Annotated in this window: 15 protein-coding genes, 1 rRNA gene and 1 riboswitch; all 16 genes read right to left on the bottom strand. The window is 46.5% G+C overall.

The genetic code is table 11. The features are described from left to right. Window positions 1–6: 6 nt before the first annotated feature. The 16 genes from SporoP33_RS06035 to rrf all read right to left on the bottom strand — a co-directional run bounded on the left by SporoP33_RS06035 (window position 7) and on the right by rrf (window position 16,121). A complete protein-coding gene (locus SporoP33_RS06035) occupies window positions 7–1,026 on the bottom strand; it encodes a DUF3048 domain-containing protein (protein ID WP_081242886.1) in 1,020 nt (339 codons plus the stop codon). Between the two features lie 9 nt (window positions 1,027–1,035). Beyond that, window positions 1,036–2,763 carry an adenine deaminase C-terminal domain-containing protein gene (locus tag SporoP33_RS06040; RefSeq protein WP_081244771.1) on the bottom strand — a complete coding sequence of 576 codons (1,728 nt, stop codon included), beginning with the start codon at window positions 2,761–2,763 and terminating at the stop codon, window positions 1,036–1,038. Between the two features lie 357 nt (window positions 2,764–3,120). After that, the gene (gene purD / locus SporoP33_RS06045; RefSeq protein WP_081242887.1) at window positions 3,121–4,380 is read right to left on the bottom strand and encodes a phosphoribosylamine--glycine ligase; all 1,260 of its coding nucleotides are present in this window, start codon (window positions 4,378–4,380) and stop codon (window positions 3,121–3,123) included. A 21-nt stretch (window positions 4,381–4,401) separates the two neighbouring features. Further along, window positions 4,402–5,937, bottom strand: a complete 1,536-nt coding sequence (gene purH, locus SporoP33_RS06050) for a bifunctional phosphoribosylaminoimidazolecarboxamide formyltransferase/IMP cyclohydrolase (protein WP_081242888.1) — start codon at window positions 5,935–5,937, stop codon at window positions 4,402–4,404. 48 nt (window positions 5,938–5,985) lie between these two features. Then, window positions 5,986–6,555 (bottom strand): phosphoribosylglycinamide formyltransferase, encoded by a 570-nt coding sequence (gene purN / locus SporoP33_RS06055; RefSeq protein ID WP_081242889.1) that lies wholly within the window; start codon window positions 6,553–6,555, stop codon window positions 5,986–5,988. Then, the gene (gene purM, locus SporoP33_RS06060) at window positions 6,552–7,610 is read right to left on the bottom strand and encodes a phosphoribosylformylglycinamidine cyclo-ligase (RefSeq protein WP_081242890.1); all 1,059 of its coding nucleotides are present in this window, start codon (window positions 7,608–7,610) and stop codon (window positions 6,552–6,554) included. The genes purN and purM overlap by 4 nt, the downstream gene beginning before the upstream one ends. A 13-nt stretch (window positions 7,611–7,623) precedes the next feature. Next, on the bottom strand, window positions 7,624–9,048 hold the full coding sequence (gene purF / locus SporoP33_RS06065; protein ID WP_081242891.1) for an amidophosphoribosyltransferase: 1,425 nt from the start codon (window positions 9,046–9,048) through the stop codon (window positions 7,624–7,626). Then, window positions 9,024–11,255 carry a phosphoribosylformylglycinamidine synthase subunit PurL gene (gene purL / locus SporoP33_RS06070; RefSeq protein ID WP_081242892.1) on the bottom strand — a complete coding sequence of 744 codons (2,232 nt, stop codon included), beginning with the start codon at window positions 11,253–11,255 and terminating at the stop codon, window positions 9,024–9,026. Before purL ends, purF begins: the two co-directional genes overlap by 25 nt. Then, window positions 11,245–11,928, bottom strand: coding sequence for a phosphoribosylformylglycinamidine synthase subunit PurQ (purQ, locus tag SporoP33_RS06075; RefSeq protein WP_081242893.1), 684 nt, complete (start codon window positions 11,926–11,928; stop codon window positions 11,245–11,247). The genes purL and purQ overlap by 11 nt, the downstream gene beginning before the upstream one ends. Next, window positions 11,925–12,179, bottom strand: coding sequence for a phosphoribosylformylglycinamidine synthase subunit PurS (gene purS / locus SporoP33_RS06080; protein ID WP_081242894.1), 255 nt, complete (start codon window positions 12,177–12,179; stop codon window positions 11,925–11,927). Before purS ends, purQ begins: the two co-directional genes overlap by 4 nt. 48 nt (window positions 12,180–12,227) lie before the next feature. Further along, window positions 12,228–13,343, bottom strand: coding sequence for a 5-(carboxyamino)imidazole ribonucleotide synthase (gene purK / locus SporoP33_RS06085; RefSeq protein WP_081244772.1), 1,116 nt, complete (start codon window positions 13,341–13,343; stop codon window positions 12,228–12,230). Window positions 13,344–13,345: 2 nt separating this feature from the next. After that, window positions 13,346–13,834: a 5-(carboxyamino)imidazole ribonucleotide mutase gene (purE, locus tag SporoP33_RS06090; protein ID WP_081242895.1), complete on the bottom strand. Its 489-nt coding sequence runs from the start codon at window positions 13,832–13,834 to the stop codon at window positions 13,346–13,348. Window positions 13,835–13,993: 159 nt separating this feature from the next. Next, window positions 13,994–14,094, bottom strand: a riboswitch (purine riboswitch). Window positions 14,095–14,218: 124 nt separating this feature from the next. Further along, window positions 14,219–14,407: an NETI motif-containing protein gene (locus SporoP33_RS06095; RefSeq protein WP_081242896.1), complete on the bottom strand. Its 189-nt coding sequence runs from the start codon at window positions 14,405–14,407 to the stop codon at window positions 14,219–14,221. Further along, window positions 14,404–14,931: a DUF2179 domain-containing protein gene (locus SporoP33_RS06100; protein ID WP_081242897.1), complete on the bottom strand. Its 528-nt coding sequence runs from the start codon at window positions 14,929–14,931 to the stop codon at window positions 14,404–14,406. The genes SporoP33_RS06095 and SporoP33_RS06100 overlap by 4 nt, the downstream gene beginning before the upstream one ends. 509 nt (window positions 14,932–15,440) lie before the next feature. Then, complete coding sequence (locus SporoP33_RS15960; RefSeq protein WP_155961313.1) at window positions 15,441–15,965, bottom strand: hypothetical protein; 525 nt, start codon at window positions 15,963–15,965, stop codon at window positions 15,441–15,443. Between the two features lie 40 nt (window positions 15,966–16,005). Beyond that, window positions 16,006–16,121, bottom strand: a 5S ribosomal RNA gene (gene rrf / locus SporoP33_RS06105). Between the last annotated feature and the right edge of the window lie 55 nt (window positions 16,122–16,176).

Genomic DNA, 16,176 nt, shown 5'->3' on the forward strand with positions numbered 1-16,176 from the left:
TCGATCTTACGGAGTATAGGTGACGGAAGAAGAAGGACCAGATAATGACGGTATGATGTGGATCCAAGTTTTACCCGCTGTTAATTTCACTGGTATGCCCTGTTCCACCGGTATCAAAAATCCATCTTTATTTTGCCATTCAATCGTTTTAGCGATCCCTTCATGAAACAGCATGGCAGTGCCGCCTGATTGTAAATCAATTGCGAGCCGCCCTTCCCGATCCACTGTTTGATGATCCATTTCCATCACAATTACATTCGCCAGTTCTATACGCCGCTCGTTTATCTTATCGACTGTCTCGATTCCTTTGACAGACCGATAATAGCGATTCGCCGACTCATCATACTGATACGTACTGATATAATTCGGATCTGCACTGTACGATACTTGAACTGATGATGCGATATCCCCTATTTTATCACTTTCGTTGGGATTAAGGAAAGAAAAGGACGGCAGAGCGGAGATCTTTTCAGAAGCATTCGCAAGTGTAAACGCCTCTTCGATATGCTGTTTTGAAATATAGGAGTTATGAGGTGCTCTGCGATCAGCTGACCGTTCAAATAGAGTTCCGTCATGACTCATACCGTTCACTTGGTCAACGGCCCCGGCATCCAGCAATTTTTTCGCATCCGGACTATATCCATGGGCGATATAAAACGCATCCATTCCTTGTGCAAGATGTACAAAGTAATCCCGGGCGCTGCGAACCGGACCCAATTGTTCGGGTACTTTGCTTTGGAATAATGCCGCGTAGCGTGTGATTTGCCCTTCTGCCAAAAATTCATAGATTTGATCGGCATCAGCCAAACCTGACTGCGGGCGTGCAGCCGGATGATTACTGATCGTTGCCAAAATCGGCCGGTGATCAGCAGCTTCTGTTCTGACCTCACCTGTAAAACTATATGTCTTACTTTCCGGCACTTCTTCTTGCGTTTCTGCGGACTCTTGCTCTTTTGATGAACAGCCTGCAAGACACAGCAGACTGACTGCAGCAGTTAAAAGCAACTTTCGTTTATTCCATATCAATACTACTTCCTACCTTTCTGTATTAGGAATTAAGCGCTCATTTTTCAATACTTGAAAGACACCAACCGGCGTAATCCGCACATAAGGCAAGTGAACTGACTGAAGAAATAATAGTGTATATACTGCATCTCCATGGGCGTATCCACGTTCTTCCAATGCCTTTTTCATAGCAAGTTCTTCTTCTATGATCATTTCCATCGGCTGATCGGACATCCTGCCTGAAACAGCAAGCGGCAACGTTTCTATAATCGCTCCATTTTCAGCCAGCACCATACCTCCGCCAATTTTCTTGATTTCATCGAAGGCTCTCTTCATTTCTCGCCAATCTTGACCAATCAATAATACGTCACCTGTATTTGAATAGGAAGACGCAAAACCTTGCAGATTATCCGCAAAGCCCTTCAGCATCGTGTTGATCCGCCACTTCCCGTGTTTGTCAAGAAGCATCAAATAGCACTCATCGCCTGATGGAATAGTCGGATTAGAGAGATCCAGTTCACTTTCATACGCTTTCGTAATTACATCATTGACCATTTGAATTCCTGTCGAAGACGAAAATGTGAAGTCTCTTTCCGTCAATTCGTAATGCAGTTTAAAAACAGGCATTGCATCCCAATCCACCGCTTGAAAGACATTTGATGTCTGGCCGTCCCGCAATACCCAACGGCCTTTTGATAATACGTCTGTTGGCACAGGATTATGTTCATCTTCTAAGAAGTTTACTGTCGCATACCTTCCTGTTGCTATTACACTATGCAAATCTGTAATATCATAGTACCTTGCTACATTATAGGAAGCCATCTGATAGGCATCGATCGGCGATACACCCGCATCAAGAGCAACTTGAATACACTGATCCATCACACCCTCCCGGTAGAATGCAGGAGTCGATCCGTCCGTTGTCATCATCAGATGATCAAATACATCCCATTCCTTCTCCACGATGCCTTTCAATAAATCCGGCAGGTCGGGGCGGATGGAGGAATAGCGCAAAGTAACAGCATAGCCTTGCTGCAAGCGGCGTTCCACTTCCTCCACTGTCATTGCTTCATGATCACCGTCTGCCCCTAGCAGTTTCATCCGCGCAAGTGTACGTTCTGAAGCACCTGGGAAGTGTCCCTCTATTTTCTTGCGAAGCCGCTTAGATTCAATCAAAGACTGCATGATATTCTGATCGCCCCGCAACAGCCTCGGCCACCCGGTCAGCTCCCCCGTCATCAGCACGTCAGGCCGCTCCATCCATTTCGCGATGCTGTCAGGATTAAACAGTTCCTTTTCATTTTGCAAAAGGGTTTGAGAGTCGACACGTGCCCACCAATAAAATGAGAAAGGCAATTCATTCAATTGATCGATAAATGTAAAAGCTGTTTGCTGATCCAACACCGAAAATAAAGTGAGATTATCCGATAGAAAAGTAGTTGTCCCCCGGCGTGACGCATAATCGGCAAATGTTTCCGGGTTATACAGCTGGGAGGGATGTACATGCGGCTCAATATAGCCGGGCACTATTTTCTTGCCCGTTGCATCGACACGCTCTGTTCCTTCGAGCATCGCAGGCATACGATCCCCGACGTACACAATCCGGTCACCCTGAATCCAGATATGTCCCTGCATCCATTTTTTAAATATAGAGTGCAGGTAGGTAGCATTTTCAATTACAATATCGGGTGCTTTCTTCCCGTCAATAATCGCCAGCTGTGACTGTATTTCATCGCTCTTCCACATGCTTAACACCATCCCTTTATAGTAGTGGGCCATTCCCTTATCAATATACTTTATAGTAACATAGCTATCGGATGTAGAGTAGGATAATTCGGTTGCTTTGTCCACAAGCGACTTTTCATTCACCCACACAAAATCTGCCTGTTATACACATTACTAACAAGTTACTCACATTTTACCCACCGGTAATTCACATATTATAAAAAACACTGTGGATAAACGATGTTTATTAACATTTCAAACTTATTGCATTCGATATCATACTCGAATGGCATGACGGAAAGCACAGCTAATCAGTTGTATCTCTTACAGAAAAAAGACTGACACCGGAAGTATAACTCACTTCCGGTGTCAGCCCATATAATTGATCGTTTATTCAAATGTGCGCCATCCGATATCAGTGCGGTGGAAGAAACCATCCCATCGCTGTTCGGCAAGACCTGTATAAACTTTTTCTTGCGCTTCTTTTAATGTATCTGCTTTCGCTGCGACGAGAAGCACACGTCCGCCGTTTCCGACGAAATGGCCATCCGCCTGTTTCGTTCCAGCGTGGAATACGTCGAGACCTTGTTCAGTCAGTACGTTCAAGTCGGGAAGTGCATGGCCGTTTACTACATCGCCCGGATATCCTTCTGATGCAATGACGACACCCAGCATCGCTTCTTTATACCATTCCAGTTCAAATGGCTCTCCCGCCATCAGTGCTTCCATGAACTTTCCGAAATCCGACTTCATGCGCGGTAAAACGACCTGTGTTTCGGGATCGCCAAAGCGTGCATTGAATTCAATGACTTTCGGACCCTGCTCAGTCAATATCAAACCAGCATATAGTATGCCTGTGAAAGGAATACCTTCTTCAGCCATTGCATGGACGGTAGGTACAACTACGCGGTCATAAGCTTCTTGAACGATTTCATCAGAAATTTGCGGAACGGGGGAATAGGCCCCCATGCCTCCCGTATTTGGCCCCCTGTCTCCGTCATAAGCACGCTTATGGTCCTGCGCGATCACCATTGGATAGATTTGACCGTCATGAACAAATGACATATAGGAAAATTCTTCGCCATCCAGGAACTCTTCTACCACTACGCGTGATGAAGATTCACCGAATTTTTGATTGCCGATCATATCGTCGACCGCATCCAATGCTTCCTGCAGTTCCATCGCCACAATCACGCCTTTTCCGGCAGCTAAACCATCTGCTTTAACAACAATTGGCGCACCTTGCTCCCGAATGAACGCCTTGGCTTCTTCAGCGTCCGTAAATGTTCCATATGCAGCTGTCGGAATATCATACTTGTCCATGATTTCCTTGGCAAATGACTTACTGCCTTCAATACGCGCTGCTGCCTGGGTCGGACCAAATACCGTCAGTCCTTTATCCAGGAAATAATCAGCGATTCCTTCTGCTAACGGCTGTTCAGGCCCGACGAATGTTAACGTAACTTGCTTGTCGATCGCAAAATTTGCCAATGCTTCAAAGTCCGTCGCAGCAATCGGCACGCATGTTGCATCCTGCTGCATCCCGTCATTTCCTGGCGCTACAAAGACTTCCGTTACAGAAGGTGCCTGGCTGAACTGTTTAGCAATCGCATGTTCACGGCCGCCACTACCTATTACAAGAACTTTCATGTCCATCTTCCCCCTGCATTCTTAGTGTTTAAAATGACGTACACCTGTGAATACCATCGTAATACCGTATTCATTTGCTTTTTTAATGGAATCTGCATCTTTCACAGAACCGCCGGGCTGAATAATTGCTGTAATACCCGCTTTTGCCGCTGCTTCGACCGTATCATCCATCGGGAAGAATGCATCAGAAGCAAGTGCAGCTCCTTTTGCGCGTTCCCCCGCTTGTGTCAGTGCAATATTCGCTGCACCTACACGATTCATCTGTCCGGCACCTACACCGATCGTCATTTGCTCATCTGTCACAACAATCGCATTGGATTTAACATGCTTGACGACTGCCCATCCAAGTTTCATCGCATTCCATTCTGCTTCGGTCGGCTCACGGTCTGTTGCCACTTTAATGTCTGCTTCTTCAAAACCGTATGTGTCAGGCTGCTGCATCAGCAATCCGCCTTCTACTGACACCGTATTCCATTTGTCTTGTTTTTGCTGTTCAAATGAAATCGTCAGCAGACGGATATTTTTCTTCTTCGTCAATGTCTCAAGTGCTTCCTCCGTAAATGAAGGTGCAATGATGATCTCAAGGAAAATGTCTGCAAGCTGCAGCGCCGTTTCCTGGTCAACTTCTTTATTCAATGCAATAATGCCGCCAAAAATAGACGTGGAGTCTGCTTCGTAAGCTTTTTTGAATGCTTCTGCAATCGTGCTGCCTGTGCCTACTCCGCATGGATTCATATGCTTAACTGCAACTGCTGCAGGCTCAGTAAATTCCTTGACGATTTGAATAGCTGCATTAGCGTCCTGAATATTATTATAAGAAAGTTCTTTTCCATGAAGCTGTTCCGCGTAAGCGATGGAGAAATCAGATCCAAGCGGACGGCTGTAAAATGCTGCCTGCTGATGGGGATTTTCTCCGTAACGCAATGGCTGCTTCAACTCGTATGTATATGTTACTTGCTCAGGGAATTGCTCGCCTGCCAGCTCTGTCAGATAACCTGAAATTAATGCATCATAAGCTGCTGTATGGCGGAAAACTTTAGCGGCGAGACGGCGGCGTGTTTCAAGCGTTGTCTGACCATCTGCTTTTAATTCATTCAGTACTGCTTCATAGTCTGCTGCATCCACAATCACTGTGACATAGGCATGGTTCTTTGCCGAAGCACGAAGCATCGCCGGGCCGCCGATATCAATATTTTCAATGGCATCTTCTGCCGATACATCCGGCTTTGAGATAGTTTCTTTAAATGGATAGAGGTTGACGCAAACTACATCAATTGGCTGGATACCGTGCTCTTCCATTTGTGCCTGATGCCCAGGATCATCTTGTTTCGCAAGCAATCCGCCGTGAATCATCGGATTCAACGTCTTGACGCGGCCTTCCATAATTTCAGGGAAACCGGTAATTTCATCCACTGCTGTTACCGCAACGCCATTGTCTTTCAAATGCTTCATCGTGCCGCCTGTAGACAATAATTCATAGCCTAGCTGTTCAAGTTCTTTTGCAAATTCCAGTATTCCGCTTTTATCCGATACGCTCAAAAGTGCGCGCTTTTTCAAAGGAATCCCTCCAGTTTATAAAAAAAGCCTGTCTTGACAACAGGCTGATCATTTTTTAAATAGGCTCTGCAATGTTTCTGTGTATAATTCGTGTTCAACGGCATGAATGGCGGAAGCTGTTTTCACTTCATCGCCGTCAATAACGTCAACTGCCCTCTGTGCAAGAATAGGGCCTGTATCCATCCCTTCGTCTACAAGATGAACGGTGACACCCGTTACTTTGACACCGGCAGCAACTGCTTGTCCAATTGCATCTTTGCCCGGAAATGAAGGCAGCAGTGATGGATGAATGTTAATGATTCGCTCTGGATATGCAGACAGTAACACAGGACCGATCAGCCGCATATAGCCGGCCAATATCAGCCATTCTGCACCTGTTTCCTGTAATGCTTCCAGTACAGCCTGCTCATACGCCTGTTTCGTCTCAAATTCACGCGGACAAAACGCGGCAATTGGAATACCGGCCTGCTGCGCCCGTTCATTGACATATGCATCCGGTTTGTCTGTCACCATCAAAACAATGTCAGCCGGGATGCGCCCTGCGCGGCAAGCTTCTTCCAAAGCAGCAAAGTTGCTTCCGCTTCCTGAAGCGAATACTGCAATTTTCACTTTATTCATTTTGATAATGTCCCGTCGTGTTCACCAATGAACGTCACGCCTTCTGACTTGGTTACACGTCCGATCACATAAGCATCTTCGCCATGAGCTTTTGCAATTTCAATGGCTTTTTCAGCTTCCGCTTCCGGCAGCGCCACGACAAATCCGATACCCATATTGAATACGCTATATAGATCGCGGTCAGTTAATTCGCCTTTTTCTTTCAGCATCTGGAATACAGGAAGTACTGGCCATGCACCCAAATCTACTTCCACTCCAAAGCCATCTGAAAACATGCGCGGAAGGTTTTCAAAGAATCCGCCGCCCGTAATATGCCCCATGGAATGAACGTCCAGTTTTTGATGCATTTCAAGTACCGGCTTTGCATAGATCTTTGTTGGTTTCAGTAATGCTTCCGCCACTGTCCCCAACCCCTCATAGCCTTCAATCGTACTGCTGATGTCGGCACCCAGTTGTTCAAATACAATATGGCGCACCAAAGAATAACCATTTGAGTGGATTCCGCTAGACGCGATACCAACCAATACGTCTCCTTCTTGTACACGCTCGCCTGTTACGAGTTTACTTTTTTCACAAGCACCGACAGCGAAACCAGCCAAGTCGTACTCATCTTCTTCGTAAAGCCCCGGCATTTCAGCTGTTTCTCCGCCTATCAATGCAGCGCCTGATTGCACACAGCCGTCCGCCACACCTTTGACGATTGCCTCTACTTTTTCAGGAACTGCTTTCCCAAGTGCTACATAGTCAAGGAAATACAATGGTTCTGCACCTTGCGCTACGATATCATTGACGCACATTGCCACACAGTCGATCCCGATCGTATCATGACGGTCAGCCATGAAAGCTAATTTCAGCTTTGTCCCGACGCCGTCCGTTCCTGAAATCAGAACGGGTTCCTTATATTCAAGCGCAGATAGATCAAACATTCCGCCGAACCCGCCAAATGCACCTGCCACCCCTTTACGGGATGTTCGTGCTACGTGAGACTTCATCCGTTCCACTGACTCATAGCCAGCTTCAATATTGACTCCCGCTTTTTCATATGCCTTTGACATGGAAAAAGGCCCCCTATCGCATGATTTCTTTTTCGTGCGGCATTGCCGTATCCGCATAAATTTCCGTTGGATACTCGCCTGTGAAACAAGCCAGACATTGGCCGCAATTTTTCATTTCCGATGATCTGCCATTCGCTTCAAGCATTCCTTCTATAGACAGGAATGACAATGAATCTGCACCAATCTCATCGCGCATCTCATCCAATGTACGGCCCGTTGCAATTAATTCTGATTCAGAACTAATATCGACCCCGTAATAACATGGAGCAATTAGAGGAGGTGAAGCAATCACTACATGTATTTCTTTCGCACCCGCTTCACGGAGCATCGCGACAATACGTTTTGATGTTGTGCCGCGGACGATTGAATCATCAACCATTACGACACGCTTGCCGTTTACTACCTGATGCACAGGCGACAGCTTCATCTTCACGCCCTGTTCGCGCAACGCTTGTGAAGGCTGTATAAATGTTCTGCCGACATAACGGTTTTTAATCAATCCTAGTTCATACGGAATTCCGCTTTGTTCAGAAAATCCAATGGCAGCGGATATACTTGAATCCGGAACGCCTGTGACAACATCCGCACTGATTTGTACTTCGCGTGCCAATTGCTTGCCGCAGCGTTTACGCGCAGCATGTATATTGATGCCGTCAATATCTGAATCCGGACGGGAGAAGTAGACATACTCCATCGAACACATCGCGTTATCCGCCGCTTCTGCAAATCGTTCAGACGTCAGTCCGGTATCATTAATAATCAATAATTCGCCGGGTTCAACGGAACGAATATGTTCCGCGCCGATGATGTCAAATGCACAGGTCTCTGATGCAACAACCCATGCGTCTCCGATTTTCCCAAGAGATAATGGACGCATAGCGTTTGGATCTTGTGCAACCATTAATCCTTCGTCTGTCAGCAAAACAAATGCAAATGCACCTTTTAAAATACGAAGAGCTTTTTTTACTCTGTCCCGCTGATTGAGCGAACCGCTGCTGCGTTTAATTAAGTGAGCGAGCACCTCAGTATCAGACGTACTTTGGAAGATACTCCCCTGACGTTCCAAATGTTCTTTCAGATCAGTTGCGTTCACGAGGTTGCCGTTATGCGCAATCGCCAGGCTGCCTGTTGTTGAACGGAAGACGAGCGGCTGCACATTCTCTATACCGCGTCCGTCCTCTGTCGTATAGCGGACTTGCCCGATGGCGCCGCGGCCATGCAGCGAAGAAAGGTTCTCGCTTGAGAATACTTCGTTGACCAGACCTTCGCCTTTGACAGCCTGGAGACCTTTCTCGCCTTTGACGACGATTCCGGCTCCTTCCTGCCCGCGGTGCTGAAGTGCATGCAATGCATAATAGCTGAGCTGTGCAGCATCTTCATGACCCCAAATACCAAATACGCCGCACTCTTCGTTTAATCCTCTGAGTTCAGCAAGCATGCGATTGCTCCTTTCCAAGCAGTGTGGAATTCTTCTACCGTCCCTTCTACTAGGACAGTTCCTTCTGCGTCTTTGATGACAAGTTCTTCATCATCTGTCACTGCTCCGATTTTCACTGCATCCTGAACCTTAGCTTCAAACGCAGCCACTTGTTCTGCGTGTACAGTAACTAGGAAACGTGATTGTGTTTCACTGAATAATGCTGTAACTGCTGAACCTTCAACTGTTACATTTGCGCCCAGACCGCGTGCGCCAAATGCACTTTCACAAAGTGCGACAGCAAATCCGCCTTCTGACAGATCAGCTGCAGACTGTATTAATCCGGCCTGAATCGCTTCCAGAAGCTGTTGCTGGCGTGCTGCTTCAACATCTAAATCGATTGCAGGTGATTTACCGAAGATTTTCCCTTCAATCATCTGCTGCAGCTCACTGCCGCCAAACTCTGTTTCTGTCTGACCGATCAAATAGATCGCGTCTCCTGCTTGTTTGAATCCTGGCGTTGTTACCTGGTTCAAATCATGAACGATACCTACCAAACCAATTGTCGGTGTCGGATAGATCGGCACCCCGTTCACTTCATTGGAAAGGGATACGTTACCGCCGATTACCGGAGCGTTGAGTTTACGGCAAGCTTCTGAAATGCCATCCGCCGACTTTTCCAGCTGCCAGAATACTTCCGGCTTATCCGGACTTCCGAAGTTCAGGCAATCTGTCAGTGCGATTGGCTCTGCGCCGGAACATACTAGGTTACGTGCAGCTTCTGCTACCGCAATCTTACCGCCTGTTTCCGGATCCAAATAAATGAAACGTGAGTTACAATCCGCTGTCATCGCAATTCCTTTATTCGTTCCTCTTACACGCACAACACCTGCTGAAGCTCCCGGCGCGAGGACTGTGCTCGTTCTTGCGCCTGTATCAAACTGATTGTAGACCCATTCTTTTGAAGCAATCGTCGGACGCTGCAATAGATCAAGCAATGTCGTTTTCAAATCAGTTACTTGCGGTTCTTTATTTTCCATCGCCTGGTTTTCTGCAAATGATGCAGGTTCCTTCGATTCTTTTTGATAGCTTGGTGCATCTTCAGCCAATAAATCTGCTGAGATTTCTGCAGCGACTTCCCCTTTATGAAGCAGGCGAAGCATTTTATCGTCTGTAACCCGTCCGATTGCCACAGCATTGATGCCATATTTCGTGAATAACTCGATGACTTCTTCTTCACGGCCCTTTTTCACAACGATGAGCATACGTTCCTGAGATTCAGACAGCATCATTTCATACGCCGTCATATTCTCTTCACGCTGCGGTACAAGATCCAAGTTTAACTCCACGCCATAGCCGGCTTTAGAAGCCATTTCTGCGGCTGAAGACGTCAGACCTGCTGCACCCATATCTTGAATACCGATCAGCGCATCAGATTTCACTAATTCCAAACAAGCTTCCATCAATAACTTTTCAATGAATGGATCTCCCGCCTGCATAACCGGCAGTTCTTGTTCTTCTTCAATTGTAAGTTCGGATGAAGACATCGTAGCGCCATGAATTCCGTCACGGCCCGTTGTCGCACCTGCGTACAGAACCGTATTCCCGACTCCTGCCGCTACTCCTTTTTGAATATCTTCATGATTCAGTAAACCGACAGCCATTGCGTTAACGAGCGGACGCTTAGAGTAGCACTGATCAAACTGCACTTCACCCGCTACTGTCGGAATTCCCATTGTGTTACCATAACTTGCGATTCCCGCTACCGCTTCTTCGAATAAGAATTTATCACGCGGATCTGTTAAATCACCAAAACGCATAGAGTTCACTAATGCTACCGGACGTGCTCCCATTGAGAATACATCACGAATAATTCCGCCTGCACCTGTTGCCGCTCCGATAAAAGGCTCGATTGCAGAAGGTGAGTTATGCGATTCCATTTTGAATACAGCAGCCTGATTATCACCGATGTCCACAATACCTGCACCTTCACCAGGCCCTTGCAGCACGCGTGCACCTTCAGTCGGGAATTTGCGCAGAACAGATTTTGAGCTTTTATATGAACAGTGCTCTGACCACATGGCAGAAAACAATCCTGTTTCCGTATAGTTCGGAGTGCGGCCAAGCATTTCTTCCGCACGCTCATATTCTGCATCTGTCATGCCCATTTGGAGATATAAGCGATTATCTTTGATTTGCTCCGCTGTAGGTTCGTGATTAATTGACATGCTGTTCACCCCGATTATTCATAATTGATTGGAATAATGCTGCTCCATCTGTTCCGCCGATTATTTCTTCCACTGCACGTTCAGGAAGCGGCATCATCCCCAGCACATTACCTTCTTCATTCGTGATGCCTGCGATTGCTTCTGTGCTGCCATCTGTATTTTCTTCTGCATACGTAAAAATAATCTGATTATTAGTTTTTAATTTCTCCACTGTCTGTTCATCCGCGTAATAATTACCGAATTCATGTGCAACAGGCAATGTAAGAACCTGACCTTGTGTATAGTCTTTTGTAAAAGCAGTATTGCTGTTTTCCACTCGGATTGATTCTTGAGCGGAACGGAATTTCAAACCGCGGTTACGCAAGAAGCCGCCCGGAAGCAGACCTGCTTCCACCAAAATATGAAATCCATTACCGACGCCTAACACGGGTTTGCCTGATTCTGCAAATGCTTGAAGCTGTTTGAATGCAGGAGAACTTTTTGCCAAGGCTCCCGGACGCAGGTAATTTCCGTATGAAGTGCCTGTCGGGAGAAGAACCGCATCGAATTGATCGAGTTGACCGGCTTCTGTATGCCAAACGTATTCAACATCTTGCTTTACTGTTTCCTCAATCGCATGATACATATCAAGATCACAAGTAAGACCTGGGAATACTAGAACGGCGAACTTCATTTGCTGGCAACCTCCCCGATTTCAAATCGAAAATCTTCAATGACTTTATTGATCAGCAGATCGTTGCACATTTCATTCACGCGTGTTTCGATTGACTGTTCTGAACCTTCCAGCTCCAGCTCGATTAATTTACCAACCCGTACACTTTTCACTTCTTCGTAGCCCATCTTTTGAAGTGCTTCAGCTGTCGCGATTCCTTGTGGATCTACAACACTTTCACGCAGTGTTACATAAATAGTTACTTTCGTCATTGTCGGTTCCTCCCAAAGTGGAAATAATAGTTTTTTTTAGAGCAGTGATTAATCTTGCCAAATACCAGACTGTTCAATTTCCTGCAATGTTTCTTCCAAATCATCCGTCATAATCGTTACATGGCCCATCTTACGCTTTTCTTTCGCTTCTGCCTTTCCATATAAATGAACGGACCAGTTTGGATAATCTGCAACACGCTTCTGGAGCGGTTCCACATGTTCTCCCAGTACGTTCACCATGATGGAAGGTGCCCAAAGTCTCGGCTCACGAAGAGGCCATCCGCAAACCGCACGGATATGCTGATGAAATTGCGAAATATTACATGCTTCAATCGAATAGTGCCCGGAATTATGCGGACGCGGCGCTAATTCATTAATAATGATTGCACCGTCAGGAAGAACGAACATTTCAACTGCCAATGTACCGACTAACTCCAGGTGCCCGGCGATTTTCTCCGCTGCACTTACAGCTTGTCTCAAAACGCCCTCATCCACTCGTGCCGGTACGATTGATTCGTGCAATATATGATGCTTATGAATATTTTCCGCGATCGGCAGGCAATATGTCTGCCCCGCCGGATTGCGCTGTATAATAACTGATATCTCTCTTTCAAACGGTACGAACGCTTCTGCTATACAAGCAGAGTGTGCAAACAATTCTTCTGCACTGCCCAGCTCATCTTTTGTTTCAAGTTTTACTTGGCCTTTACCGTCATACCCGCCAAAAGCCGTCTTGACGATACATGGAAAGCCTACTTCATCTATTTTCTGTTCCAGTTCTTCAAAGCTGTCAGCTGTTACATACGGCGCTACAGGTGCTCCAGCCGCTCTGATCTCCGCTTTTTCATTAATGCGGTTTTGTGTAATGCGGACTAATTCAGCTCCCTGTGGCACATACGCCTTCTCTGTCAGCCGTTTTAATCCTTCGTAATCAATATTTTCAAACTCAAATGTAATAACATCGCTCACTTTGCTTAATTCATTCAACGCTTCCTCATCGTTATAAGGAGCTACAATTTCAATATCTGCCAGTTGGCCGCAAGGGGAGTTCTTTGTGGGATCAAGTACTGCGATTTTGAATCCTGCTTCTTTTGCCGCAAGCCCCATCATCCGCCCCAATTGTCCTCCGCCGATTATCCCGATGGTCTGTCCAGGCTGAATCATCTTCAATTTAGTTCACCACTGCTTTCCATCGCGATTTTCTTCATTTCATCGCGCCTCTGCTGCAGTCTGCTGCGTAATTCTTCATCTTGTACACTAAGCATTTGAGCTGCAAGAAGTCCGGCATTTGTAGCGCCTGCTTTACCGATCGAAACAGTAGCCACCGGAACGCCGCCTGGCATTTGTACGATAGACAGCAGAGAGTCCATTCCATTCAATGCTTTGGACTGCACGGGCACACCAATAACAGGAACGAGCGTTTTTGCCGCAACCATTCCCGGTAAATGGGCAGCTCCGCCTGCACCTGCGATAATAGCATGCAAGCCTTTTTTCTCGGCTTGTTCTGCATAGTCAAACATGAAATCCGGTGTACGGTGGGCCGACACTACTTTCTTTTCATAAGGAACGCCCAGTTCATCTAATATGTCGCATGCATGCTTCATTGTTTCCCAGTCGCTCTTACTGCCCATAATGACACCAATCTTCGGTTCCAAATCCAATCCGCTCCTTCATGCACAACAAGATTTTATGTAAAAAATAAAAAGGTCCTTGAAAACTCCACTTTTCACATGCACAAAAAGCAGAACTTTCAAGGACCTTTACTAAAACGAATATACAGCCATACATACTCAGCTATTCTTCGTGATTATCCAAGAAAAATTGCTTTCCCACATAGTGTAGACATTTACGGTGTCTTTGTAGAAACGCAGCAGCCAATTCTGCAGCATATACGGGGAACTCATTTACTCTTATTATATTATCAATTAATACATAATCCGTCAACTTAAATCCGAACATTATATTATATGTCTTTTATAATCATTCGTCTTTAAGTTGCCATCTGATTAAATACACATCACTTCTCCTGTCAGCTGCAGTTATTGGCTAGTTTTAACCCCTTGAAACTGAGTTTGTTGCCTGACAGGTATATACTCTTCCCCTACTTGTTCAAATAAAGGCTTTTCCCGCCGGGCAACAACAGTATATCCCAAACTTTGAATTCGCTGCAGGCACTCTTCCAGTGTCTCATCTTCATTTCTGTCAAACCACATTTTCTGTTTACTCATTTAAATAATTTACCTCTTTTCACATTCCGCACCCAGAATCCGCCATGTATCGACTTAGGTTCATACGATATAATAAACGCCTTCGGATCCAGATCCGTTATCGTTTTATACAGCTGCATTTCATATTTACGCGGTGTCAGGATCTGCATAGTGGAGCGGCCTCCGCTTAATCCATTAGCTGCAGAGTCTGTAACCCCATAACCGAGCCGGCGCAATTCAGCAGGTATTTCTTTATTTATATCCGCTGTTATAACATTAACTGTAATATAGCCAAGTGCCAGCCGCTCTTCAATTTTCGATCCAATGATAACACCTGATCCATATCCTACTGCATAAGCAATTAAGTTTTGAATTTGATCCAAATTGTCAAGAACCAATCCAAGACCGATAACATAGACAACTGTTTCTACCATACTCACTATTGCAGCAACATAACGATAACCTTTCAGAGTCAGAATTATCCGTACTGTCATAAAGGATACATATATAATATTGATTGAGAAAATAATTAACACCATTAACATTGCCCCACACCTTTCCACAAGTAGAATAATCGTATCGCGCATGAGGTAAAAACTCAAGGAAAGATTTTTACTATTTACTAATTATTAGTATGGCCGATTTTTTCTTTTCGCGGACTGTATTAGGGGTGATGGAGGTGTGTCAGCGGATTGTGCACCGCGTCTGGGTGCTTGGGAAGGAGGAGGATTGAGAGGAGATGCCGTGTGAGTATGAGCGCTTGGACGGAGGGTTAGAGCGGATGCCGCGCGAGTATGAGCGTTTGGACGGAAACATAGAGCGGAGGCCGCGTAAGTATGAGCGCTTAGCCAGAGGCATAGAGCGGATGTCGCGTGAGTTTGAGCGCTTAGCCAGGGGCATAGAGCGGAGGCCGCGTAAGTATGAGCGCTTAGCCAGAGGCATAGAGCGGATGTCGCGTGAGTTTGAGCGCTTAGCCAGAGGCATAGAGCGGATGTCGCGTGAGTTTGAGCGCATCGCCGGAGGCATAGAGCGGATACCGCGTGAGTTTGAGCGCTTAGCCAGGGGCATAGAGCGGATGCCGCGCGGGTATGAGCGCATCGCCGGAGACATAGAGCGGATGCCGCGCGAGTATGAGCGCTTGGACGGAAACATAGAGCGGATGACGCGTAAGTATGAGCGCATCGCCGGAGGCATAGAGCGGATGCCGCGTGGGGATGAGCGCTTGGCAGAAGGCATAGAGCGGATGACGCGCGGGTATGAGCGCATCGCCGGAGACATAGAGCGGATGCCGCGCGAGTATGAGCGCTTGGACGGAAACATAGAGCGGAGGCCGCGTAAGTATGAGCGCATCGCCGGAGGCATAGAGCGGATGCCGCGTGGGGATGAGCGCTTGGCAGAAGGCATAGAGCGGATGACGCGCGAGTATGAGCGCTTGGCAGAAGGCATAGAGCGGATGACGCGCGAGTATGAGCGCTTGGCCGAAGAGATAGAGCGGAGGCCGCCCAAGTATGAGCGCTTGAACAGCCGGTATGATCAAACATCCAAAAGAATGAGCGGCCAACAGAAAAAATTCTCTCAAAACACAAAAAAGCCACTCCCCAAAGGGAATGGCTTCGCTTGCCTAGCAACGTCCTACTCTCACAGGGGGAAACCCCCAACTACCATCGGCGCTGAAGAGCTTAACTTCCGTGTTCGGTATGGGAACGGGTGTGACCTCTTCGCCATCGTTACTAGACTTCTTGAGTAAAGCTTGTTCACTCAAAACTGAATAAAAGACATTGGGTCATTCA

Origin of the sequence: Sporosarcina sp. P33 (assembly GCF_002077155.1) — a bacterium.
Lineage (GTDB): Bacteria > Bacillota > Bacilli > Bacillales_A > Planococcaceae > Sporosarcina.